18 protein-coding genes are annotated in these 24,635 nt (G+C 69.9%); 8 read left to right on the top strand and 10 right to left on the bottom strand.

Features of this window, described 5'->3' with window-relative positions; translation table 11 throughout:
- Positions 1–51: 51 nt before the first annotated feature.
- Genes ACFYPC_RS01890 through ACFYPC_RS01875 form a run of 4 tightly spaced genes read left to right on the top strand, consistent with a single transcriptional unit; the run spans position 52 to position 3,992 of the window.
- Positions 52–339 (top strand): hypothetical protein, encoded by a 288-nt coding sequence (locus tag ACFYPC_RS01890; RefSeq protein ID WP_388669121.1) that lies wholly within the window; start codon positions 52–54, stop codon positions 337–339.
- A gap of 50 nt (positions 340–389) precedes the next feature.
- The gene (locus tag ACFYPC_RS01885) at positions 390–1,211 is read left to right on the top strand and encodes a hypothetical protein (protein WP_388669118.1); all 822 of its coding nucleotides are present in this window, start codon (positions 390–392) and stop codon (positions 1,209–1,211) included.
- 19 nt (positions 1,212–1,230) lie between these two features.
- A complete protein-coding gene (locus ACFYPC_RS01880) occupies positions 1,231–3,228 on the top strand; it encodes a fumarate reductase/succinate dehydrogenase flavoprotein subunit (RefSeq protein WP_388669115.1) in 1,998 nt (665 codons plus the stop codon).
- Entirely contained in the window at positions 3,225–3,992 is a 768-nt protein-coding gene (locus tag ACFYPC_RS01875; RefSeq protein ID WP_388669112.1) for a succinate dehydrogenase/fumarate reductase iron-sulfur subunit, read from the top strand. The genes ACFYPC_RS01880 and ACFYPC_RS01875 overlap by 4 nt, the downstream gene beginning before the upstream one ends.
- Positions 3,993–4,006: 14 nt before the next feature.
- Here the strand turns inward: ACFYPC_RS01875 and ACFYPC_RS01870 are convergent, their stop codons facing one another.
- The 9 genes from ACFYPC_RS01870 to ACFYPC_RS01830 form a co-directional block, all read right to left on the bottom strand.
- A complete protein-coding gene (locus tag ACFYPC_RS01870) occupies positions 4,007–4,936 on the bottom strand; it encodes a class I SAM-dependent methyltransferase (protein ID WP_388670006.1) in 930 nt (309 codons plus the stop codon).
- A 251-nt stretch (positions 4,937–5,187) separates the two neighbouring features.
- Positions 5,188–6,345 (bottom strand): hypothetical protein, encoded by a 1,158-nt coding sequence (locus ACFYPC_RS01865; RefSeq protein WP_388669109.1) that lies wholly within the window; start codon positions 6,343–6,345, stop codon positions 5,188–5,190.
- Positions 6,346–6,457: 112 nt separating this feature from the next.
- The gene (locus ACFYPC_RS01860; RefSeq protein ID WP_388669106.1) at positions 6,458–9,118 is read right to left on the bottom strand and encodes a SpoIIE family protein phosphatase; all 2,661 of its coding nucleotides are present in this window, start codon (positions 9,116–9,118) and stop codon (positions 6,458–6,460) included.
- A gap of 243 nt (positions 9,119–9,361) precedes the next feature.
- Entirely contained in the window at positions 9,362–9,793 is a 432-nt protein-coding gene (locus ACFYPC_RS01855) for an ATP-binding protein (protein WP_388669103.1), read from the bottom strand.
- A 137-nt stretch (positions 9,794–9,930) separates the two neighbouring features.
- On the bottom strand, positions 9,931–10,341 hold the full coding sequence (locus ACFYPC_RS01850; RefSeq protein ID WP_388669100.1) for a (deoxy)nucleoside triphosphate pyrophosphohydrolase: 411 nt from the start codon (positions 10,339–10,341) through the stop codon (positions 9,931–9,933).
- Between the two features lie 54 nt (positions 10,342–10,395).
- Complete coding sequence (locus ACFYPC_RS01845) at positions 10,396–10,587, bottom strand: SPOR domain-containing protein (protein ID WP_388669097.1); 192 nt, start codon at positions 10,585–10,587, stop codon at positions 10,396–10,398.
- Positions 10,588–11,074: 487 nt separating this feature from the next.
- On the bottom strand, positions 11,075–11,827 hold the full coding sequence (locus ACFYPC_RS01840) for a GntR family transcriptional regulator (RefSeq protein ID WP_388669094.1): 753 nt from the start codon (positions 11,825–11,827) through the stop codon (positions 11,075–11,077).
- A gap of 147 nt (positions 11,828–11,974) precedes the next feature.
- Positions 11,975–13,222 (bottom strand): DUF4190 domain-containing protein, encoded by a 1,248-nt coding sequence (locus ACFYPC_RS01835; RefSeq protein ID WP_388669091.1) that lies wholly within the window; start codon positions 13,220–13,222, stop codon positions 11,975–11,977.
- A gap of 260 nt (positions 13,223–13,482) precedes the next feature.
- The gene (locus ACFYPC_RS01830) at positions 13,483–15,051 is read right to left on the bottom strand and encodes a S8 family serine peptidase (protein ID WP_388669088.1); all 1,569 of its coding nucleotides are present in this window, start codon (positions 15,049–15,051) and stop codon (positions 13,483–13,485) included.
- 289 nt (positions 15,052–15,340) lie between these two features.
- Between ACFYPC_RS01830 and ACFYPC_RS01825 the strand changes: the two genes are divergently transcribed.
- Positions 15,341–16,444, top strand: a complete 1,104-nt coding sequence (locus ACFYPC_RS01825; RefSeq protein ID WP_388669085.1) for a pyridoxal-phosphate dependent enzyme — start codon at positions 15,341–15,343, stop codon at positions 16,442–16,444.
- A gap of 47 nt (positions 16,445–16,491) precedes the next feature.
- On the opposite strand, the gene ACFYPC_RS01820 is transcribed toward ACFYPC_RS01825, so the two are convergent.
- Positions 16,492–18,723, bottom strand: a complete 2,232-nt coding sequence (locus ACFYPC_RS01820; protein ID WP_388669082.1) for a DEAD/DEAH box helicase — start codon at positions 18,721–18,723, stop codon at positions 16,492–16,494.
- Positions 18,724–19,013: 290 nt separating this feature from the next.
- On the opposite strand from ACFYPC_RS01820, the gene ACFYPC_RS01815 reads away from it, so the two are divergent.
- The 3 genes from ACFYPC_RS01815 (at position 19,014) to ACFYPC_RS01805 (ending at position 24,463) form a co-directional block, all read left to right on the top strand.
- The gene (locus ACFYPC_RS01815; RefSeq protein WP_388669079.1) at positions 19,014–19,925 is read left to right on the top strand and encodes a squalene/phytoene synthase family protein; all 912 of its coding nucleotides are present in this window, start codon (positions 19,014–19,016) and stop codon (positions 19,923–19,925) included.
- Positions 19,926–20,483: 558 nt separating this feature from the next.
- A complete protein-coding gene (locus ACFYPC_RS01810) occupies positions 20,484–21,284 on the top strand; it encodes an alpha/beta fold hydrolase (RefSeq protein WP_388669076.1) in 801 nt (266 codons plus the stop codon).
- Between the two features lie 299 nt (positions 21,285–21,583).
- The gene (locus ACFYPC_RS01805) at positions 21,584–24,463 is read left to right on the top strand and encodes a SpoIIE family protein phosphatase (RefSeq protein WP_388669073.1); all 2,880 of its coding nucleotides are present in this window, start codon (positions 21,584–21,586) and stop codon (positions 24,461–24,463) included.
- Positions 24,464–24,635 lie beyond the last annotated feature (172 nt).

Below are 24,635 nucleotides of genomic sequence, written 5' to 3'. Positions count from 1 at the left end.
CATGAACGTTGCCGCCGAGGGGCCGACGCGCCCCGGAAGTGAGGGCAAGTCATGTCCGTGCAAGACGACCTGAAGTCGGTCCAGCGCTGCCTCGACGACCTCGCGAGGTCGGTGGGACGCCTGGAGCAACAGATAGGCCCAGGCCTGGAGATGCGCCGCGTGCGCACCGACACCGACCACCTCCGCGAGAGCCTCGCACTGCTGAAGGAGGCCGCCGCCGGCCTGACCGCCCCCCGGCGCCCCGACCTCGTATCCATCCCCGACACCCCGTACGACACCTCCCTGTGGACGGACTCGGACGACGAGGGACTCGGCGCCCGCGACCGCCGAGCCCCCTGAATCCGCCCTCTGGACCGGAACCCGAACGCGAACCCGACCGGAGTCATGAGTTGGCCACTGGTACGGAACCCCATCCCGACAGCGGCGGTGTACGCGCCGGCACTCGCGCCGCGATCACCGCCCCGCACCTGCGGACGGACCGCTGGTGGCTGGCGCCCGCCACCACCGCGGCCGGTCTGCTGGCGTTCATCGTCTACTCGACATGGCGCGCGTTCGCCGACGCGGACTACTACGCGGCGCCGTACGTCTCGCCGTTCTACTCGCCCTGTCTGGCGGACCGCTGCGAGCCGATGCGCTCCGGACCCAACGCGGACCTCTTCGGCAGCTGGTGGGGCATCTCCCCCGCCGTCCTCATCCTGATCTTCCCGCTCGGCTTCCGGCTGACCTGCTACTACTACCGCAAGGCCTACTACCGCGGCTTCTGGGCGAGCCCGCCGGCCTGCGCGGTCGCCGAGCCGCACAAGAAGTACTCGGGCGAGACCCGCTTCCCGCTGGTGCTCCAGAACATCCACCGGTACTTCTTCTACGCGGCCATCCTCGTCGCCGGGATCCTCACGTACGACACCGTGCTCTCCTTCCGCGACGAGCACTACAACTGGGGCCACATGGGCCTGGGCACCCTGGTCTTCCTGCTCAACATCGTGCTGATCTGGGCGTACACCCTGTCCTGCCACTCCTGTCGGCACATCGTCGGCGGGAAACTCAGACACTTCTCCAAGCACCCCGTGCGCTACCGGATGTGGCAGTGGGTCGGGAAGCTGAATGACCGTCACATGCTGCTCGCCTGGGCGTCGTTGGTGAGCGTGGCGCTCGCCGACTTCTACGTGTATCTGCTCGCGTCCGGCGCCTTTGACGATCCGAGCATCTTCTAGCGGGAAAGGGGGGCTTCTGATGTCCGCTGTGGACCGACAGGAGTGGGACGTCGTCGTGGTCGGCGCCGGGGGCGCCGGACTGCGTGCCGCCATCGAGGCGCGCGAGCGTGGCGCCCGTACGGCCGTGATCTGCAAGTCCCTGTTCGGCAAGGCGCACACGGTGATGGCCGAGGGCGGCATCGCGGCCGCCATGGGCAACGTCAACTCCGGTGACAACTGGCAGGTCCACTTCCGCGACACCATGCGCGGCGGCAAGTTCCTCAACCAGTGGCGGATGGCCGAGCTGCACGCGCAGGAAGCGCCGGACCGCGTCTGGGAGCTGGAGACCTGGGGCGCCCTCTTCGACCGTACGAAGGACGGGCGGATCTCGCAGCGCAACTTCGGCGGGCACGAGTATCCGCGGCTCGCGCATGTCGGCGACCGGACGGGGCTGGAGCTGATCCGCACCCTCCAGCAGAAGATCGTGTCCCTCCAGCAGGAGGACATGAAGGAGACGGGTGACTACGAGAGCCGCCTGAAGGTGTATCAGGAGTGCACCGTCACAAGGATTCTGAAGGACACGGCATCCGACACCGGCTCCGCCGCGGGCCGGGTCTCCGGGGTCTTCTGCTACGAGCGCGAGTCCGGCCGCTTCTTCGTCCTGGAGGCGCCCGCGGTCGTGATCGCCACGGGTGGTATCGGCAAGTCCTTCAAGGTGACGTCGAACTCGTGGGAGTACACGGGCGACGGGCACGCGCTGGCCCTGCTGGCCGGAGCACCCCTGCTGAACATGGAGTTCGTGCAGTTCCACCCGACGGGCATGGTCTGGCCGCCCTCGGTGAAGGGCATCCTCGTCACGGAGTCGGTGCGCGGCGACGGGGGCGTCCTGCGCAACTCCGAGGGCAAACGCTTCATGTTCGACTACATCCCGGACGTCTTCAAGGAGAAGTACGCGCAGTCCGAGGAGGAGGGCGACCGGTGGTACGAGGACCCCGACCACAACCGGCGTCCCCCCGAACTGCTGCCCCGGGACGAGGTCGCGCGCGCCATCAACTCCGAAGTGAAGGCCGGCCGCGGAACAGCCCACGGCGGGGTCTTCCTCGATGTCTCCACCCGTATGCCCGCCGAGCTGATCCGGCGCCGGCTCCCTTCCATGTACCACCAGTTCAAGGAGCTGGCGGACGTCGACATCACCGCCGAGGCGATGGAGGTGGGCCCGACCTGCCACTACGTCATGGGCGGCATCGCGGTCGAGTCGGACACAGCGGCGTCGCGCGGCGTACCCGGCCTGTTCGCGGCCGGTGAGGTCGCCGGCGGTATGCACGGCTCCAACCGGCTCGGCGGCAACTCGCTCTCCGACCTGCTGGTGTTCGGGCGCCGGGCCGGCCTGCACGCGGCGCAGTACGCGACCGGGCTGGGTGAGCGGCCCCCGGTGGACGACGTCGAGATCGCCGCGGCGGCGGCGGAGGCGCTGCGGCCGTTCTCCGCAGAGGGCTCCGAGCCGGCGAAGGACAGTGCTCTTCCGGGAGCCGGCCCCCAGACCCCCGGTGGCCGCCCGCCCGAGAACCCGTACACCCTCCACCAGGAACTCCAGCAGACGATGAACGACCTGGTCGGCATCATCCGCCGGGAGCCGGAGATGGAGGCGGCCCTGGAGAAGCTCGCGGATCTGCGGGTACGGGCCCGCCGGGCCGGGGTGGAGGGCCACCGCCAGTTCAACCCCGGCTGGCATCTCGCCCTCGACCTGCGCAACATGCTCCTGGTCAGCGAATGCGTCGCACGAGCCGCCCTGGAACGTACGGAATCACGTGGCGGCCACACCCGCGAGGACCATCCGGCGATGGAGCGCACCTGGCGCCGCATCAACCTGCTGTGCCGACTGACCGATCCGACAGGGGGGTTGGCGGCTACCGACCCCCTGCACGGCCAGATCGACCTGAGCCGCGAGACCACCGAACCCATCCGCTCCGACCTGCTCGCCCTCTTCGAGAAGGAGGAGCTGGTCAAGTACCTCGCCGAAGAGGAGCTCTACGAGTGAGCAGCTATGAGGCCCGTTTCAAGGTGTGGCGCGGGGATGTGCGGGGCGGCGGCCTGACGGATTTCGAGGTCGAGGTCAACGACGGCGAAGTGGTCCTTGACATCATCCACCGCCTCCAGGCGACCCAGGCCCCCGACCTGGCCGTGCGCTGGAACTGCAAGGCGGGCAAGTGCGGTTCGTGCTCGGCGGAGGTCAACGGGCGGCCGCGGCTGCTGTGCATGACACGCATGTCGGTGTTCACGCCGGAGGAGACGATCACGGTCACCCCGCTGCGCGCCTTCCCCGTCGTACGGGATCTCGTCACGGACGTGGGCTTCAACTACGCGAAGGCGCGCGAGGTCCCGGCCTTCGTGCCGCCCGCGGGGCTGGGCCCGGGCGAGTACCGGATGCGGCAGGAGGACGTGGACCGTCCGCAGGAGTTCCGCAAGTGCATCGAGTGCTTCCTGTGTCAGGACACCTGCCATGTCGTCCGGGACCACGAGGAGAACAAACCGGCGTTCGCGGGCCCGCGCTTCCTGATGCGCGTGGCCGAACTCGACATGCATCCGCTGGATGCCGCCGCCGAGTCCGGCCTGGACCGCAAACGCACCGCACAGGACGAACACGGCCTCGGCTACTGCAACATCACCAAGTGCTGCACCGAGGTCTGCCCCGAGGGCATCAAGATCACGGACAACGCGCTGATTCCCTTGAAGGAAAGGGCAGTCGACCGCAAGTACGACCCTCTCGTGTGGCTCGGGAACAAGATCCGGCGGCGGGCCTGAGATCTTGGGGTGCCTCACGCCTCCGCTCGGAGATAGCCGGAGTGGGCCACCTGCCCGAGGAACTTCAGCCGGGTCTCCCCCGCCATGTGCTTCTCGAAGGCCTCTTTGATGCCGGGCCACTTGGGGTGCCCGAAGTCGTCCAGGACGACGATGCCGCCGGGCGCGACGATCTGTTCCGCCCACTGCAGATCGGCCGCGACACCGGCGGCGGAGTGGTCACCGTCGACGATGATCACTCCGTAGGAGCGGTCGGAGATCAGGGCGCGTACTTCCGGGTCCTCGGAGAAGCCCTGCTGGATCCGGGCCGCCACGCCGGCCGCGCCCACCAGTGCCAGATTGGTGCGCACCGCGGCTTCCCGTACGGGTGTGCCCGACGGGTCGTTCCCCACGGCGGCGCCGGGCTGCAGCTGCTTCCCCGCGAGGGGGTCGACGATCGTCAGACGCGGGTCACGGCCGGCGCGCTCCATCATGCGGATCAGGGACGCGCTGAACATCCCGTACAGAGTCCCGATCTCCAGGATCTCGTCGTTCGGCGGGTCGAGCAGCGGCACCGCGGACAGTTTGCCGACGATGTTCATCGTGCCGCCGGCGATCCTGCCGACCCCGAGCGCCTCCATCGCGATGAGCAGCCGGAACGCCTGCGCGACATTGCGCTCGGCACCGTCCCTGTCGCCGGTCACCTCCGCCAACTCACTGATCGCGCGGTTGAGATGAGGTGCGGACGGCAGCCGTGACGAGCCGCGCCCGGTCCCGTCGAAGAGCAGCTCCAGGGGCCGCTGGCGGCTGCGCAGCGTCTTCAGCTCCTGCTGCAGCGCGGCGTCCGCGGAGTTCTTCAGGGAGTTCCCGGCGGTACGACGGATCTGGCGCTCTATGCGCTGGTCTATGAGGTCGGCCAGGGGGCGCAACGCACGCCGGGCAACCTTGTTGGTGAGTAACGCTCGAATCACTGTGTGGCCCTCACGGGATAGGGGAAGTGGACGGTAGGGCCCACACAGGCAGTTCACAACCAACAAAGGCGTCCGTACGGGGAAATCACACATGACACCTGGGTGGCGGAATGCTTACGTCACCTTGTCCTTGCCGCAGCCCGCGCCCGTCCGGCCAGGTCATCGGGCGTGAGCGGGCCCCGGGAGTCGCCCGAGTACCCGTACATCCCCCGCCCCCCTCCGCACCCGCGTACGTCACGCGCCCCCGATCACGACACCCAGCCCTCCCTGTACGCCGCCCAGTCCGACTCCTCGGCGGCGAAGTCCACGTACAGCGCGACCCCGAAACGCTCCCGGTCGCGGTCCGTGCGGGAGAGGCCCAGACGGGTGCCGCGTACGGCCGCCTCGACCGTCTCGGCGTTCCCGTGGTGACTCAGGTCGTCCTCGTGGAAGAACGGCAGGCCCATCAGCAAGTCCGTTGACTCCGGGGTGACTTCGAGGGCGAGGGAGGTCTGCTGGGCGACGTATCCGCCGTACAGGCTCTCCAGCGGCATTGCCGTGTCGTACGACATGAGGGCGATCTGGTCGACGCGGCCGGCGACTTGACCGAAGTAGGCCTGGGACCACCACTTGGGGTGGCCCGAGAGGGCGCCCCGGATGGAGTTGGCGGCGGGGAACGGGTCGATCTGGTGGGCGGCGACCGAGAGAGGGACGCCGCGGTCCTGGGTGACCGCGTGCAGGTCGTCGAGGAGCAGGAGGTAGTCGTCGTCGTCCGAGTGCAGCGGCTCCAGGTCGAAGTGGACGCCGTCGAAGCCGGCCCCGAGGACCTGCTCGGTGGACCCGACCACGGCGGCCCGCGTCTCCTCCCGCTCCAGCCGCATCCCCTCCGGCCCCTCACTCGCCAGTACGTCCCCGAGCCAGGCCTGCACCCGTACGCCGGGCAGCTCCCGGTGCACGGCCCCGATCAGCCAATCCGCCTGTGGATAGGCCGACTTGGGCAGCGTCCCGTCGTGTTCCAAGGGTCCCGCGTGTACATACAGGTCCCGTATCCCGGTGTCCCGCAACTGCTCGGCGAGCGCCTGGACATCCGTGTCGTCCTTCCGCCCGTCGATCCAGGCGTGGCCCAGCCACAGGGCGTCACGGTTTCTGGTCTGGGTGCCGGGGCCCGGGTCTCCGGCGTAGTTCACGCGCAGCGCGATGCCGGCGCCGAGGGCCGGGAGGATGAGCAGGAGCACCAGCGCGAGGGCGATGCGCTTGGGCCAGCGGAGGCGGGGGTGCCGCCAGGCCCGGGGCAGCCGTCCCGCCCGGGGCTCCTTCGCCGTTTCCGACTCCGGCCGCTCCGACTCCGGCCGGTCCGACTCCGGCCGCTCCGACCCGCTGCTCTCCGCCTCGGATTCCGTCCGCTCCGTGTCCATCCCTGTGTCCATCCCCGCGCCCCCTCCTGTACGCCCCCGTGTCCCCCGCACCCTAAGCGCCCCCGCCTCGGGCGCAATCCGCTCGCGGTGGCCCACGGGGGGTCGTAAGGATCCCGCCCCGGCGTCAGAACAGGCTCAGCAACGCCTCCGCCGGATCCGCCAGGGCCTTTCCCCCGTCGGGGAGCGGGAGTTCGAACCACACCGTCTTGCCGCGTGGCGTGCGGCGTGAGCCCCAGCCGGCGGACAGCAGGCCGACGAGCTGGAGGCCGCGGCCGCCTTCGTCCGTGTCGCGGGCGCGGCGGCGGCGGGGCTGGACGAGGCCGGCGTCCCAGACCTCGCAGACCAGGGTCCGGTCCAGGAGGAGGCGGAGCCTGATCTCGCCCTCGCCGTAGCGGAGGGCATTGGTGACCAGTTCGCTGACCAGCAGCTCGGCGGTGTCGACCAGCGGTTCCAGGCCCCAGGACACGAGCTGGGTGCGTGCGTACTCGCGGGCCCGCCCCACGCTGCGCGGTTCGCGGGGCAGGGTCCAGTCGCCGACGGAGTCGGCGGGCAGCCCCTGGACACGTGCCATGAGCAACGCGATGTCGTCCTCGCCGTGGTGGGTGTCGAGGGTGTTGAGGACGTGGTCGCAGACGTCTTCCAGGGGACTGGACGGGTCGGTCAGGGCGCCGACGAAGGCTTGCAGGCCCTCGTCGAGGGGATGGTCGCGCGATTCGACCAGTCCATCCGTGTAGAGCGCCAAAAGAGCACCTTCGGGAAGTTCGACCTCGACCTCCTCGAAGGGCTCGCCGCCGACGCCCAGCGGCATTCCCGGCGGCACGTCGAGCATCAGCGCGGCCTCCCCCGGCTCCACCAGGACCGGCGGCAGATGGCCCGCGTTGGCGAAGGTGCACCGGCGCGTGACGGAGTCGTAGACCGCGTACACACAGGTGGCGAGGTAGACCTCGGACAGGTCGGCGTCACGGGATGTGCGAGCCGTACGGGTGGCCTGCTGGACCCCGCCTGGCGTACCGAGTCCGCGGGCGATCTCGTCCAACGCCGAGAGCACCTCGGCCGGTTCGAGGTCGAGAAGGGCCAGCGTCCTTACGGCGGTGCGCAGTTCGCCCATGGCGACGGCCGCGCGCAGTCCGCGTCCCATCACGTCGCCGACGACCAACGCGGTGCGGTGGCCGGGCAGTTCGATGACGTCGAACCAGTCGCCGCCGACCTCGGTGGCCGCATTGCCGGGCAGATACCGGCAGGCGATGTCCAGGCCGGAGGCCTCGGGGTCGCCCGGGGGCAGCAGGGACCGCTGGAGGATGAGCGCACGCTCGTGCTCACGGCGGTACAGGCGCGCGTTGTCGATACAGACCGCGGCGCGCGCGGCGAGCTCCACCGCGAGCGCCCGGTCACGGTCCCCGAACGGCTCGCTGCCCTTCGTACGCGAGAACTGCACCAGGCCGACCACGGTGTCGTGGGCGACCATCGGCACGGCGAGCGTGGACTGGATGAGGCCGCCCTCTTCGGCGGGGAGGTGCAGGGGCCGGGCGGTGCGCAGGGCGTCCGCGCAGGGCGAGTTGAACGGGAAGCGGTGGACGGCGCCGACGGCGACGGGGGCGGGTCCGCCGGCGAGGGGCGCGTCGGAGACGGCACTGGCGAAGGCGACGCGGCGCAGTTCGGCGCTGCCGTCGGCGAGCCCGGGCGGGGTCTCGTCGCCGGCCAGGAGGCCCTGGTAGAGGTCGACGGTGGCGAGGTCGCAGAAGCCGGGGACGACGACGTCGAGGAGCTCGCGAGCGGTGGTCTCCAGGTCGAGGGAGTTGCCGATGCGGGCGCCGGCCTCGTTCAGAAGGGCGAGATTGCGCCGCGCGGAGGCGGCTTCGCGGGCTGCGGCCCGGCGGGCCGTGATGTCGGTTCCGAGCCAGGCGATGCCGATGGGGCGACCGCTGCCGCTGTGCACGCGGTAGAGGTTGACGGACCAGTGGCGGCGCTCTTCGGAGCCGGGCACGGGGCCCGTGACGTGCATGTCCGTGATGGAGTCGCCGGTCTCCAGGACACGGCGCAGGGTCGCGGAGACGCGCTCTGCCTCGGAACGCGGCAGATAGTCGTGGACGCCGCGCCCACGGTGGTCCGCGGGAGTCCCGCCGAAGAGCGCAACGAACCGCTGGTTGGCCCGCCGGATCCGCAGGTCCGTGTCGATCAGCAGAAAGCCGAACGGAGATTGTCCGAAAATCGCCTGCGAGGCGGCAAGATCCGTCTCGATCCGCCGGAGGGTGCGTACGTCGACCACGATGCACACGGCGGCCCGCTCGCCGTCCTCGTTCGTGGTCGGCATCACATAGACCTCTGCGAGGCCTTCTGCGCCGTCCCGGGCGGTCTCGGTGGGCGGCATCCGGAAGGGAACCACACCGGTCCACTCGCGGCCGTCGAGGATCTCCGCCATCTTGCGGTGTCCGAAGTCACGCCGGTCCGGGGCGACGAACGCCGCGATGGGGTCCATGCCGACGGCGCGGTCCGCGGATATCCCGAAGAGCTGCTCCGCGCGCAGGCTCCACTGGTCGACCAGCCCGTCGGCGCCTATGGAGAACGAGGCGACCTTGATGTAGTCGTAGATCGAGCCGGGCGGGCTGCTCTGCCACATCCCGTCGCCCGCCCTGTCGCCCCTGGTGTCGCCCATTCCCTCGTCCAAGGCGGACAGGGTGGATCGGCGCACCACGGAGCCACCCACGGCCGAGTCACCCACGGCGCCAGCCCTCGCGCCGTCCGACGGGTCCTCGGACTCCGTGGCCTTCGCTGGTATCTCGCTCACGCGAACCGTCCCCTCCAGCTCACCACGCCCGGCACCGGTCACCGGGGGCGGCTGACCGCAGTATCCAGTACTACGGCGCCGCACAACACGGTGTTCACGATCACAGCACGGTCCCGATGGATTTTGGACCGGCCGCGACATACTCCCAGTCTTCTAACCAGGTGGCACCCCGTCGAATCCAAGAGTCCGGTCGGCGCCAGTGGCCTGAACCAATTGGTTGGCGCGCACCCGGACCGATCCCCCTCATCCAGGCACCACCAGCTCGAACCAGACCGTCTTGCCGGTTTCCCCGGCGCGGGTGCCCCAGCGGCGCGAGGATCTGGCCACCAGCTGGAGTCCGCGGCCACTTTCGTCGTCGACGTCGGCGGCCCGTTCGCGGGGTGGGTCGGGCAGCGGGTCGGAGACCTCCACCAGCAGGGCGTCCGGCATTCCACCGCGCCGCAACAGCCGTACGCCGATGGGTCCCGTGGCGTGCCGCAGGGAGTTCGTCACCAGTTCGCTGACCAGCAGGGCGGCAATATCAGCAAGGCAGTCCAGCCGCCAGGCACGCAGCTGGTCCCGGACGACGGCGCGAGCGTTGCGGACGGCACCCGGCTCCGCGGGAAAGGTCCACTCGGCACAGTCGCCTTCGGTGTCGATCACGCCGATCACTTCCCAGGCCCGAAGCACACCCATGTCCGATTTCATGGGGTTAATGGGCACATACCCGATATCCGGGACGCCTTACCGCGCCTGCCGGCGCACTGTGGCACGAACGGCGTACGAAGCGCCGAAGCAAGGTCATCGCACGCGCCCCCTCAGCTACGGACCCCCTACTCCAGCCCGGTGTCCCACTCCAGCAGCGTCGCCTTCACGGCGGGAACATCCTGGTCCAGCCAGTCCACGTCCCAGACCTCGGCCGGTGTCAGCCAGCGCAGCTCGTCGTGGTCCTGGAGTGGCTCCGGATCGGCCGAGCCGGGGAGCAGCCGCGCGGTCCACACCTGGAGGACGTACGGCACTCTCAGGGGCCACTCCCCCGGGACGCGGCCGGACGGCTCCGCCGTGACGCCGAGCTCCTCGTGCAGCTCGCGCACCAGGGCCTGTTCGGGGGCCTCCCCGGGCTCGACCTTGCCGCCGGGGAGTTCCCAGCGTCCGGCGAGCTCCGGGGGCGCGCTGCGGCGGGCGGCGAGCAGTCGCCCGCTGTTCAGGAGGGCGGCCCCGACCACCACGGTCCGTTCGGTCATGCGCCGGAGCCTACGGGAGCGCCGCGCGCCCACGGACGCGCCCGTCGGTCGGGATCACCTGCTCGCGTTCTGCCCGTTCTGGCCGATCCGCTCGACCCAGTAGAGCTGCCTGTGTCCGCGGTCGTCCAGACTGTCCGCGATCTTCTGGGCCTCGGCACGGGTCGCGTACCTGCCCACACGGTAGCGATTGCCGTTGTCGTCCTGCCGGATGACGAGCCAGGGAAGAGTGATCGTGCCGTCGTTCATCGAGCCCCTCCACTTCCCGCCCCGGGCCCCCGCCGTGGCTCGACCTCTAAGGAAACCGCAATCCGCATATGCCCGAGCCTACGCCTTACCTTCACGCAGCGAACACGGCTTTTCACAAAGAGGTACCCAACAAGCCAGGAAGTGGACTTGAGTCCTGGGGCACACACCGCCGAATGCGCCGTCGAACAGCTCTCCCCGCGCCTGCGAGCTGGGCAAAGTCCTTGTAGGGCAGGGCTGTTGAGAAAGGCCAGATTCCAACCGGCCTGGTTTGAGGGCTACTTCACCGGTGACTGCCGCGACACGCCCCTTGCTGCCGCTTCACCGGTGACAGTTGCCACCTCCCCCGGGGCCGCTTCAACGGCGACAGCCGCCGCGCTCCCGGGGGCCTCTTCACCGGTGACAGCCGCCACCCTCCCAGGGGCCTTCACCGGTGACAGCCGCCACCCTCCCCGGCGCCACACCGGCGCAGCCGCCGCGCTCCCCGCGGCTACTTCACGGGCAGGTGGTACGCGATCCGGTAGCGGTCCGCCGGCACGACGACGTCCGCCGTCTCGACCGGACGCCCCGACGCGAAGAACGTCCGCTGGATGACGACGACCACGTGTCCGGGAACGCCGCCCAGCGCGAGGAGCTCCTCCGCGAGACCCGGGCGGGCGCCCACCTCCTCGGTGACGTTGTCCACGATCACGTCGATGGCCGCCATGCGCTCGACCACACCCATGCCGCCGAGCGGGCCCTCCTCGGGGAGCATCACCGGCGTACGGCCCGTGACGGCGAGGGGCTCCCAGGACGTGGAGAGCATCATCACCTCGCCCCCGTCCCGGTAGACGTAGTTCGTGCACATCACGCGGTCACCGGGCTGGACGGAGAGCCGCTCGGCGATCGCGGCGCCGGCCTCGACCTGCCGGCTGCGGGACTCCCAGGTGCCGCGCGCGGAGACGTCGGCCTGCTCCTGACGGAACGGCGTCGCGCCGCTGTCCGGGCGGTATCCGGAGCGGGCGACGCTGCGCGGCACCGGACGCTCCCGTACGTACGTGCCCGACCCGGAGCGGCCCTCGACCAGGCCCTCGGCCATCAGCACCTTGCGCGCCTCCAGCGCGACCGTGTCGGAGACGCCGTACTCCTCGCGGATCCTGGCCTGCGAGGGGAGGCGGGTGTGCGGGGGCAGTGAACCGTCGACGATCTTCTGGCGGAGATCACCCGCGACGCGCAGGTAGGCCGGCTGCTCACCGAATGTCACTGGCCGCTCCCATCAGGTTGTACAGACAGCAACAGCCTGGCAACCGTGGGTTGTCTCACGCAAGCAAAGGCCAAAGATTCACTCGATGTGATGACTTGTGCTTGCCGAGGGCTTTACCCAGGCACTTTCTCCCCGGTACAGCCGCCGTCACACCTCCAGATCGGGGTCGCCTCCGCCGTCGTCCGCCGAGCCGTCGTCCCAGCCGTACGACGGCGGGGCGGTGGCCAGGCCCAGAGCCTCGCGCGTGGTGACGGTCTTCGCGGGGTCGGTGAGGTCCAGCCCCTTCTCGTAGTGCAGGTAGAAGGCGTCCACGTCCGCCGCGTCCGCCGCCTTCGCCCACTCCGCCCGCGCCGACTCGAGGTCCTTCACGAGGGCGGCCAGGGGCGTGGCCGCGTCGGGGGCGAAGGTGTGGTCGTGCAGCATGCCCGTCTGCTTCGTGAGCGCGTCCGACACCCTGGTCGCCCACTCCTTGTGACCCGGGAGATCGTCCTCGACGTACTCGGTGTCGGGCACCGAGTCCATCGCCGCGTCCTGCACCCGCGCGGCCTCCAGGTAGGCGAGCTGGTCCGCGTCGAGCGTCGTGGCGTCCTGGCGCAGCGAGCCGGTCAGACTGGCGGTCTCCTCCACGTTCCCGAACACGCAGGTGATCTCGCGGTCGCCCAGGCCCCAGCTCTCCCGGGTCGGAGTGAAGTAGTACAGGTCGACGTCGGCCGGGACGGCCCAGGTGTCCATCGCGTAGGTGTCCTGGAGCGTGTAGCACTTGTCGTCGGCGGTGTCCGAGATCACGCTGTCACCGGGATAACTTCCGTCGCTCACCAGGAAGTTCGCGACCACCTCACCCTGGTGCTCACCGGCGCACGGCACCTTGTCGACGTCGTACGTCATGCCCTCCAGCGAACCGCCCGGCACGTCGAAGCAGTCGCCCTTGTCGAGCGAGAAGGTGCTGCTCTGCGAGTCGTTCGCCGCTTCCTTGAAGCCGTCCCAGAAGTCCCGCGCGCCGCCCGTGGTGACCGCGAGCAGGGCCAGCACCATCCCGAGCGAGGACACCACCACGCCTCCGACCGCCATCCCCTTGCCACGCTCGCCCCGCTTCTTGATCTGCACCAGCGCGACGATCCCGAGGACCAGCCCGACGCCGGGCAGAAAGCAGAGAAGACCGAGCACGAGCGCGGAGATCGCAAGCCCGTTGACGGGCACCGGCGGGACGGCCCCGGGGTAGCCGTAGCCCCAAGGCTGGTACGGCTGTTGGAACGGCTGCTGGAACGGCTGCTGCTGGTACGGGCCTTGGGGGAACGGAGCCTGTGGGTACGGCCCGGGAGGCGTCCCGGGTGGCGTCCCAGGAGGCGGGTACTGGCCCTCGGGCTGCTGGGGGCCGGGCGGCGGGGGTATGGCCACTTGTACCTTGCTCCTGGTCCGGGCGGGTGCGGGTTCGGCGTACAAACCGCGATACGAACGGCAGTACGGCTTGGCGCATCGTAAACGCGGCACGGGACGCGGCGGAATGCGGGGGCCGCACCCGGCGTCCCCCTCGCGCCGCACCTCATGCCTCGTCCTCGCGGCCGGCCGGGTCAGGGACCCGAGGCCGCACCGCGAGGACGAGTACACGAGTGGTCGACTACCGCCGATCAGGACTCAGAGCTCCAGGGCTCCAGGGCTCAGAACTGCAGGGCCCAGGAGTCGATCCGCCCCACGTCCTGTGCCGCGTTGTCACTGACCCGCAGCTTCCACACGCCGTTGGCGACCTCGGTGGAGGCGTTCACGGAGTAGGTGGTGTTGATGTTGTCGGTGCTGCCGCCGGTGGTGTACGCCTTCAGCGTGTACGCCGTGCCGTCGGGTGCGATCAGCTGCACCTGGAGGTCACCGATGTACGTGTGGACGATGCTCACCGGCACGCTCAGCGCAGCGGGTGCGTTGCCCGTGACACCGCTCACCGTGATCGGCGACTCCACGGTGGTGTTGTCGGCGATCGCGTAGTCGGCGGTGTTCTCGAAGCGCGAGCCGGTCGGGGGCGGAGTGGTCGTACCGCCGACGACGTTGAGCAGCCGGTTCGGCGAGCCGGTGCCGGCGCTGGTGACCACACCGGTCGACGAGTTGTTGATCAGCCCCGTCGCCACCTGCGCGGGCGTGGCCGTCGGGTTGTCGCCCAGGTAGACCGCCGCCGCGCCCGCCACGTGCGGCGACGCCATCGACGTACCGGAGATGGAACTTGTGGCCGTGTCGCTGGTGTTCCAGGACGAGGTGATCGTGGAGCCCGGCGCGAAGATGTCCAGCACCGTGCCGTAGTTGGAGTAACTGGCGCGGGCGTCGGTCGACGTGGTCGCGCCGACCGTGATGGCCTCGGTGACGCGCGCGGGCGAGTAACTCGACGCGTTCGCGTTGCTGTTGCCGGCCGCGATGGCGTAGGTGACGCCGGAGGCGATGGAGTTGCGGACGGCCGTGTCGAGCGCGGTGTCCGCGCCGCCGCCGAGCGACATGTTGGCGACGGCCGGCTTGACCGCGTTCTGGGTGACCCAGTCGATGCCCGCGACGACGCCCGCGGTGGTTCCCGAGCCGGCGTTGTCGAGGACGCGGACGCCGACGATCTTCGCCTTCTTCGCGACACCGTACGAGGTTCCGGCGACCGTGCCCGCGACGTGCGTGCCGTGGCCGTTGCCGTCCTGCGCGGTGTTGTCGTTGTCGACGGCGTCGTAGCCGTAGGAGGCACGGCCGCCGAAGTCACTGTGCGTGATGCGTACGCCGGTGTCGATGATGTAGGCGGTCACGCCCGTCCCGGCCGAATCCGGGTAGGTGTAGCTGCTGTTGAGCGGCAGCGTCTTCTGGTCGATGCGGTCCAGGCCCCAGGAGGGCGGGCTGGGCTGGGTCGCGTTGATGTGGAAGGTGCGGTTCTGGACGACGGAGGCGACCGCGGGGTCGGCGGCGAACTCCTTCGCCTCGGCCTCGGTGGCCTCGACCGCGTAGCCGTTCAGGGCCTTCTTGTACGTACGCTCGATCGTGGCGCCGTACTCCTTGGCGAGGGCCTTGCCCTCGGTGGACCCGGCCCTGGCGGCGTCCGCCTTGAGGGTCACGATGTAGCTGTCGGCGATCGCGTTGGCGGCGCCGGCGTACTGGATCTGTCCCACTCGCTCGGGTGCCGCGTTCGCGGGGAGGGTGGAGACGACTCCGAGGACGAGGGCCGCGCTTGCTATGCCGGCCAGTCTTCGGCGCGTGTGACGCATCACTGCCATCTGAGGGATCCTCCTCGATCGGTGGTGCGCTGGTGGTGGGGGTACTGGAGACGCAAACAAGACAGGGTCATGTCAACCCGTACTGCCGATCCGTACTGCTGATCCGTCGCGCCAATCCGCCGTGCAGATCGCCGTACAGATCCCGTTCGGACCCTGTACAACGCCTGTGCGTCAGCCGAAAGATTGAGGCTTCCACAGGAATTCCACAAGGGTCCTGCAAGGACGTAACACGGGCGCCATATGCCAGTCATGACACAACGTCACCAACCGGCGCATCTAATCTGCGCACATGACACCATTGCCGGATTGTTTCTGCCCGGTGGACGGCACCCGCGTCCCCGCCGGTTCGCTCGCCTGGTGCTGCCCGGCCTGCCGCGGCCCGCTCGACCTGGACTTCGCTCCGACCCCGGCGACCCTCAAATCCCTGACAGGACGCGTCAATTCACTCTGGCGCTACACGGAGTGCCTGCCGCTGACGGCCCCCACCATCAGCCTGGGCGAAGGCCGCACGCCCCTGGTCCCGCTCCGGGACGGCATCTCGGCCAAGCTCGACTTCCTGATGCCGACGCTGTCGTTCAAGGACCGCGGCGCCGTGCTCCTCGCCGAGCTGGCCGTGCGGCTGGGTGCCCGGCAGGTGCTCGCGGACAGCAGCGGCAATGCGGGGACGGCGATCGCCGCGTACTGCGCGCGGGCCGCACTGCCGTGCACCGTATACGTCCCGGAGGGCACGTCAGCGAAAAAGCTGGAGCAGATCGGGGCACACGGGGCGCGGGTTCATGTGGTCGACGGCGACCGTGAGGCCACCGCGGCGGCCGCGCGGGAGGCCGCGGACGAGGAAGGCGTGTTCTACGCCTCGCATGTCTTCAATCCCTACTTCCTGGCCGGAACCAAGACCTATGTCCACGAACTCTGGGAGGACCTCGGCGGCCGCCTCCCCGACGTCATCGTCGTCCCCGTGGGCAACGGCACCCTGCTCCTGGGAGCCGCCCTCGCCATCGCGGAACTCCACTCGGCGGGCTTCATCGACCGCCGACCGGCCCTTTACGCGGTCCAGGCGGCCGCGGTCGCCCCGCTCGCCGAAGCCTGGCACGCGGGCGCCGAGGACCTGATCGGGGTGACCCCGGCGGCGCCGACCTTCGCCGAAGGCATCGCGATCCCGCGTCCGCCGCGGGCCCGCCAGATCCTGCGCGCGGTGCGCGACTCCGGTGGCGCGTTCCTGACGGTGACGGAGGATCAGATCCGGCACGCGCAGACGGACTTGGCATCACGGGGGCTGTATGTCGAGTCGACGGGGGTGGCGTGCTGGGCCGCCGTCCGGGAGGGCGTGCTCGGGGAGCGGTCGGCGGTCGTGCCGTTGTGCGGGGCGGGGGTGAAGACGGGGCTGGCGCACTAGGCGGCTGTCGAGTCTCGGGTGGCGAGTCGTTCCGGCGTTCGGGCGTCCTAGGAAACCCCGCCCGCCAGGCGCTGCTGTTCCTCCTCGACGATGCGGCGGGCGAGGCCGCTGTCCGAGACGTCGACGGCGTCCGGCGTGTGTTCGGCGGTGTCACTGCGGCGGGCGTAGGCGTCGAAGAGGCGGGTCTTGTTCTTGAGGATGTCCAGGAGGCGCTGGTCGACGCTGTCGGTGGCGAGGAGGCGGTGGACCTGGACCGGGCGGACCTGGCCCATGCGGTGGGCACGGGCCACGGCCTGGTGCTCCATGGTCGGCTTGACCTGCGGCTCGCAGAGGATGACCACGGACGCCGCCTGCAGGTTGAGGCCGACGCCGCCGGCCTCGATCTGGCAGAGCAGCACCGCGTGCCCGGGCGCGGCCGTGAAGTCGTCCACCAGACGCTGTCTGCGCGCGGCGGGAACGGCACCGGAGATCGGGCCGAACATCCCCTCCCCCAGCGCATGCCGGACGGTGGCGAGGACGTCCTTGAAGTACGAGAACACGACGACCTTCAGACCGTTCTCCGCCGCCTCGGCGACCAGCTCCCGCAGCCGCTGCAGCTTCGCCGACCTCTCCGCGTCGGCGTACCCGGCACGGCGCATCGCCATGAAGTTCCCGTCCTGCACGGCCTTGCGGTACGCCGCCCGGTCCGCCGCGCCGAACTCCTCCCATTCGTCGACCTGGAGGAGGGCGGGGAGCTCGGTGAGGACGTCCTGCTGGTTGCGACGCAGATACGCGGGGGCGACGGACCTGCGGAAGACATGCGGGCCCGCGGCCGCCGAGCCGTTGTGGATGCTGGGGAGAAGGCCGGGCTGAAGATAGCGGACAAGGGTGCGGAACTCCTCGACACGGTTCTCCATGGGCGTACCGGTGAGGAACAGGACACGGTCGCAGTGCCCGGTCCAGGCGGCGACCGCCTTGGACCGACGGGTGTCGGGGTTCTTCACGTAGTGCGCTTCGTCGACGACGAGCATCCCCGGCTTGCTGCCGTTGGCGCTCTCTGCGCCCCTCGGTTCAGGGAGACTGTGCAACACGTCGTACGTCGTGATCGCGACACCCCCGCGTTCCCGCCACTCCTCGTACGCGTCCAGCCGTTCGGCTCCGTGCACCGGCAGGGCCCGCAGGGTGCTGCGTGCGCCGATCTCGCGCGTCCAGTTGATCAGCACGCTGGCCGGGCAGACCACCAGGAAGTGGCTGTGCCCGTCCGAGGCGAGGTGCGCGAGCGCCGCGATGGCCTGCACGGTCTTCCCGAGCCCCATCTCGTCCCCGAGGACGACCCGCCGCTGGGCCAGCGCGAAACGGGCACCGAAGGCCTGATAGCCGCGCAGCGAGACCCGCCGATGCGTGTCGTCCAGCTCCTGCTTGTGCACCCGCTCGGCGACCTCCGACGGAAGGAATCCCTCGGAGGCCTCGACATCGGGACGCTGCTGCGAGACTTCGGCGAGCTGGCTGTAGTACTCCGTGGACCGCAGCTCGAAGTCGACCCACGCCTCGATGTCGGAGGCGGGTTCGCGCAACAGGTCCGCCGACGCCTGGGCCAGCAGCAGTCGTACGTCCCTGGCGGCGGCGCCGGTGGTCAGCTCGCGCAGCTCCACGACCGCCGCCCACGCGCTCTCGCGCCGGTGCCGCCCCGCGAGCGCCATCCGCAGCCGCCCTCCGGCAGGCCGGGCCGCCGGCAGCAGCGCGCCGAGCCGCTCGTCGAGCCGGGTGGCCGCGTCCACGGCCCGGCGCAGGTCCGGACCGGCCTCGACGAGGGTGCGCAACGCGATGACCAGGGCGGTCGTCCGGGGCTCCGGGTGATCGACGTCGATCCGCACGGAGACGGTCTCCTCCACCGCGCGCGCGATCTGCCGCGCGGCGGCGAGCGCCCGGTCGGCGGTCTGCGCTCCTACGCCGGGCAGCTGCCGCAGCTCGTACCGGCTCGTCCCGTACACCGCCCGCACCGATTCGAACCCCGCCGCCTCGAGCGCGCCGAGCCGCAACCGCCCCTCGGTGACGTCCTTCAGCCGCGAGACGGGGATGGACTCCAGCTCCCCGGCGACCAGTTCGGCATGTATCGGCGCCAGAGCCGCCCGTACCGCTTCGATCGCCCGCGCGTGATCGGCGAGGACGGCCCGCGCGGCGCCGTACAACCGCGCGCCCGCGACGACCAGTTCCCTGGCCCGTCGGCCGACCGGCAGGGCTTCGCCGGGACTCCCCGGCCGCGCCGGACCCGGCCTTCCACTCCCCTCCACACCCGCCATACCGCGCCCCTCTTGAGCCGTCCGACCCGATGCGCGCATCCTTCCACGGAGCACTGACAGCCACGGAGCACCGACAGCCACGGCCTCGGCGGGGACGAGGGGCGGCGGCCTCCGCAGGAGGCGGCGCATTTCCTACGTGACAGAATCACGGCCGACGCCGGCTGCGCCGATAGCTTCGCGCCCTCGCGACAGCGGGAGGCCTGCGCGTCCAGGTCACTTCCGGGACGAAGGACTGCGAACTGCACCTGGAAGGTCTACCAATGCCAGCAATGCCAGGGATGGTGACGAAGTTGACCACGTGGCAGCGGAGCCTGACGGCGGCTGGGGTCCGGGAAGCGCAGCTGCGCAACGACTACGCCCACGCGCGTCGGCTGGTGTCACGGTTCCGCCGTAGTTCCTACCTGGCGGCCCGTTTGCTGCTGCCGCCGTCGGTGCTGCCGCATGTGGTGGCCGCGACGGCCGTGATGCACCACGGGGACAACCTGCTGGACACCGGCCCGAAGCCGCAGCGGATCGCGGCGTGGGCATCCTGGGAGCAGCGGGTTCGCAAGGCACTGGAAACGGGCGTGGCCGACGACCCGTTGATCCGCACCCTGCTCCACACAGTCGCCGCGCATCCGCAGCTTCGGGGAGCCGTGGAGGAGTATCTGTCCACAGCCGGCGCCGAGCTGGAGTTCAGCGGCTTCGTCTCCGAGGCCGACTACCAGGCCTACGTGGACGCCTACTCACTTCCCGGCTTCATGCTGATTGCCGTGTTGCTGTGTCCCGAGGACGTTGACGGCCGGTACCGGGCGACATGCCGGACGCTCATCGACGGCAGCCAGCGACTGGACTTCGTCAATGATCTCGCCGAGGACCTCGCGGAAGGGCGACCGGGCATTCCGGCTCAGACACTGGCGCGTTTCTCGGTCACGGAGGCGGACCTGGTGGCCGGGCATGAGCCGCCGGGCATGCGCCCGTTGGTGGAGCACGAGGTGAGTGCGGCCCGGACCGCCCTGGAGGCAGCCCGTGATCTGCCCACCCAGGTCTCGGCCCCCGGCCGGGCACTGCTGAACGCATTCGTCGAGATCGAGCTCCTGACCGCCGACGCGGCACTGGCGCGCGGAGCGGCGCTGCTGCACGGCTCCGCAAGCCCTCCGCTCCTGGACACCCTGCGGGTCCTGCGGAACGCTCGCCGGACCGCGCGGAACGCCAGACGTTGAAGCGGAACGTCTTCGGTAGCCCCCGTACAGCTCCGGCACGAGAGCGGCATCCCCGGCACAGGTAGCCCGGAGGTGATCGCGCTTGACAAGCCGCCACGCGTTCGCAGGCGGGCGTGGCAGGTACGACACCAACATTGATGTCACTGACATTCACGTCAGCATTGCGTCGACAGTTGTCGCTCAGGGTCACGGCTTCGAACCACCTTCGCGGCCGGTGCTGCGTACGTACCCGACGAGGAGGGCTCACCCTCCGAGTCGATGCTCGAACTGCGTACGCAGCTGTGACCTGCGGTGATTGGCCGGCGCGCAACACGATCCAGCAGCGATCCAGCACGCGGATCGCTACCGTGTCGACGAGGTGTCCACGCCATGCTGAGCGGAAGCAGCGAGAGCAAACCCGATGACAACCGCTCGCCCACTCGGGCGGCCCCGGCATCCCTTACGGGGCAAGCGGACAGTCGAGGCCGGTGTCGGGAGTCCTTGGCGCGGCGATCTGCTGACCGGCGTCACTCTGCGTACCATGCTGCGCAGCCACGCCGCGGCCCGAGAGGATGTCTCATGTCGTTCATCTCCGTAGCGGACGGCGTCAATCTGCACTACCGCGTGGCCGGCGACGGGCCGACGCTTCTCTTCCACCCCGGATTCTCCAACACCCTGGACCTGTGGAACTGGCTGGTCCACCGGCTCTCGCCGACCCACCGTTGCGTCACGTTCGACCCGCGGGGCCACGGCGCCTCGGACAAACCCGACTCCGCGTACGACCTGGCCGAGCTGGCCGGGGATGTCGTCCGCCTGGCCGAGAGACTGGGTCTGACCGACGTCACTCTGGTGGGGCACTCGCTCGGCGGCGCGGTCAGCCTCAAGGCAGTGCTCGACCACGACTGCGCGGGCCGAATCAGCCGCCTCGCGCTCATCAACCCGGCGCTGCCGACCTTCCTACGCGCCGAGGGCGAGGAATGCGGTGTTCCCCCCGAGGCGTACGAGCAGATGCGAACCGGCATTGTCTCCAGCTGGGTGCCCACCCAGCTGGAGACTGCGAAGATCTTCTTCCATCACACGGACCCGGCTACCGCACGCTGGATCTTCGAGCAGACCCTCGCCATGCCGGTGCACATCGCCGCCCGGTACTTCGCTCAACTGCCCTCGATCGACTTCCGCGACAGGCTCACCGAGATCACACTTCCGGTGCTGCTGTTGCGGGGCGCCCACGACAGACTCACCGACCCCCGGTGGACGGAGTGGTTCCGTGAGCGCGATCTACCTGGCTGGCGGGTGGAAATCCTGGAGCGGAGCGGGCACGGCGCGATGGTCGACGAGCCGACCCGCATGGCGGAGTTGCTGCGCGAGTTCACCCGCTGACTCATCGCCGACCCACCCGGAGCCACGTCACCGTAGCGAAGGGTGGTCGTGTTGTTGCCCATGGGGCGTAGGTCCAGCCGGGCCGGCGATCAGCACCGTCGCCGGACCAACGGCAACCCAAGAGGCTCCCACCGCCCCGGGCGGGGGCAATCCTCCGGCTGCCGCGGCGAAGGTGGGCGCTCGGCCACGAGGTACGGCAACGACGAGTATTCTTACAAAAGGGTTATGGCGATTTTAGGCTGGTTCATTCTCTTACGTGACTGAAGTTCCCAGATCCTGAGTGGACGACGGAGACGACCGTGAGTGTTGACGGAATCTCGGGCGACCGCGAGACCGTCAGGGTCGAGCGACTGCAGATGCTCGCGGCGATCAAGGACGAGCAGGACGACCGTGATGTGCTGCTGGCCGCGCTGCATCATGCGGGGGCCGAGCTCGGCGGGCTGGGCGGCATGGCCCACCTGCACGGGGCCGAGGCCATCCGCAGCATGCGGCTGATAGCGAGCAGCGGGCTGTCCCGGGCCTTCACCCGGCCCTGGAGGGACATCTCCACGGACGGTACGGCGGTCCCTGCCAGGGCATTTCAGGAGGCCGCGTTCGTATGGCTCCCCCGCATCGCTCCGCCCGAGCCCGGTTTCGTCCACACACCGACCGTCTCCCACCTCGCGGGCGCGCCTGCGGGGGCGGGGATCGCGGCGGTACCGCTGCCGGGGCCGGCGGGCTCGCTCGGCGTGCTGTCCGTGGTGACGTCTCGGTCGTCCGGGGAACCAGACGCCGCGCAGCGGGTGTTCTTCGAGGATGTGGCTCGGTGGGCGGCGGGACGGTTGCGGCTGGTTTCCCCCGAGCCGGAAGGAGTTCCGCCCGCCCTGCTGGAGCCGGACCCGGGACAGGTGCGGGCGTTGCGCACCGTAGCGGTGGGGACCTGGGACTGGGACATCCATACCGGCGATCTCGCCATCGACGACGTGCTGCTGGAGGAGATCGGCATCGATCCGGCCAGTTTCGACGGGCGGGTCGAATCGTGGGTGGACCGGGTCCATCCGGACGACCTGCCGTGGATGTTGGGTGTGACGGACCGGACGCTCCACTCTCGCACCCCGTTGGAGTACGAGTTCCGGTTGCGTCGGGGCGACGGTTCCTACGGCTGGGTCCGGATGCGCCGCGGTGTGGTCCTGGGCGACGACGGAGAGCCGTCACACCTGGTCGGTACCGTGTGGGACATCACGCAGACCCGGGCCGCCACCGAGTCGGTCAGCCGGGCGCTGCGGCACATGAGCGATGGCTTCCTGTCTGTGGACGGCCAGTGGCGGATCGAGTTCGCCAACGTGGCAGCCGAGAGCCTCTTCGGCTCCTCACCGCGCCTGGTCGGCAGGCTGCTGTGGGACGTCCCGGCCCTCGGCGGCATGCACGGCCTGGAGGAGCGGTGCCACCGTGCCGTGGCCGAGGGGAGTCCGGGCAGTTTCGATGTGCAGTGGCCGGACAGCGACCGGTGGTACGACGTGCGGCTGGTCCCCGTCCCCGGCGGCGGCCTGACGGTGTACATCACCGACATCACCGATCGGCGCATGCGCGAGGCGGCTCAGCGAGCCGCCGCCGAACGGGCCACTCTGGTCGGCCAGTTGACTCTCCAACTGGCGAAGGCGATCAGCAGGGAGGACGTGGTCACGGCGGTGGCCGACAGCGTGCTGCCCGCATTCGGCGCCACCGGACTCGTTGTCTCCACGCTGGAGAGCGATCGGATGAACGTCGTCGGCTCCGCGGGTTACCCGGCCGCGTTGCGCGAACGTCTGCACGGGCTGTCGGCCGCGCTCGCCACACCCGTGAGAGAAGCACTGCGCACCCGCACACCGCAGTTCAACGTATCGGCAGACCTGCAGGCCGATCATTGCCCCGAGCTGGCGGAGTTGGCGGCACTCAGCGGCACACAAGCCTGGGTATTCCTGCCGTTGACCGTCTCGGACCGCGAAATCGGTGCAGCCGTCGTCTCGTTCGACAAGCCTCGTCGTTTCGAGGACGACGAGCGGACACTTCTGACCGCGCTGAGCGGGCTGATCGCACAGGCGCTGGATCGGGCAAGCCTGTACGACGACGCCATCACCCGCGCCCACTCCCTCCAACACGCTCTGCTCCCGCGAGCGCTGCCCTCACTGCCCGCCGCCACGAGCGCCGCCCGCTACCTGCCCGCCGGAACCGCCACGGAGGTGGGTGGCGACTGGTACGACGTCATACCGCTGTCCGCGGACCGGGTGGCGCTGGTGATCGGGGACGTGATGGGCCACGGCATGTCCGAGGCCGCCACGATGGGCCGCCTGCGCACCGCGGTCCGTACCCTGTCCGACCTCGAACTGCCCCCCGACGAGCTTCTCGCTCGTCTCAACGACATCGTCGCCGAGCTGGGCGATGACCGCTTCACCACCTGCCTGTACGGCATCTACGACCCGGTCGCCGGCCTCTTCACCTACGCCAGCGCCGGCCACCCCTCACCCGCGATCGTCCATCCCGACGGCACCGTTGCCTTTCCCTCTGCCGTCCCCGACCCCCCTCTCGGGGTGGCCGCACCCCCCTTCGACACCGTCGAAACCCACCTCCCGGCGGGGAGCCTGCTGGCGCTGTACACCGACGGCCTGGTCGAATCCAGTGACCGCGACATCGGCGACAGCATGACTGCCCTGGCCCGGATCCTGCGCACCGGCCAGTCCGACGACCTCGACTCCCTGTGCGACACGGTGCTGAAGGCCCTGATCCCCCTCGGCCGCGGTCCCAGCGACGATGCCGCCCTCCTCCTCACGCGCACCCACCGGCTCGCGCCCGAGGACGTCGCTGAATGGCCGCTGCCGGAGGACCCGATCGCCGCAGGTCTGGCCCGCCGCCACATCAGCCAACAGCTCGAAGCCTGGCACTTGACGGAGCTGGAGATGACCACCGAACTCATCGCCAGCGAGCTGGTCGGGAACGTCATCCGCCACGCCACAGGCCCCATCAGCCTCCGCATGCTGCGCAGCCGCACCCTCATCTGCGAGGTCTCGGACAGCAGCCTGACCACCCCGCACCTCCGCCACGCCTCGCTGTCCGACGAGGGCGGCCGGGGCCTGCAACTGGTCGCCGCGATGGCCCGGCGCTGGGGCACCCGCCAGACCCCCACCGGCAAGTGCATCTGGACGGAACAGGCCATCCCCAGCTGAGCGGTTCACTCCGCCCGGTGCAGGGCTTCGAGCCGACTCGTCAACCCCTGCCGGGCAGTCGACGTACGGGCGTACCCGGCTTTGTTCTCGGTACGGACGAGGATCACTCGAAAAAACTGATCACAGCCCTACTCGCCAAGGATCCCCAGCAGCGGCACCCAGCACGGACAGC

The sequence above is a fragment of the Streptomyces sp. NPDC005808 genome (assembly GCF_042871385.1).
Classification (GTDB): Bacteria; Actinomycetota; Actinomycetes; order Streptomycetales; family Streptomycetaceae; genus Streptomyces.
The sequence above is the reverse complement of the archived record's forward strand: the minus strand, read 5'-3'. Positions and strand labels throughout refer to the sequence as shown.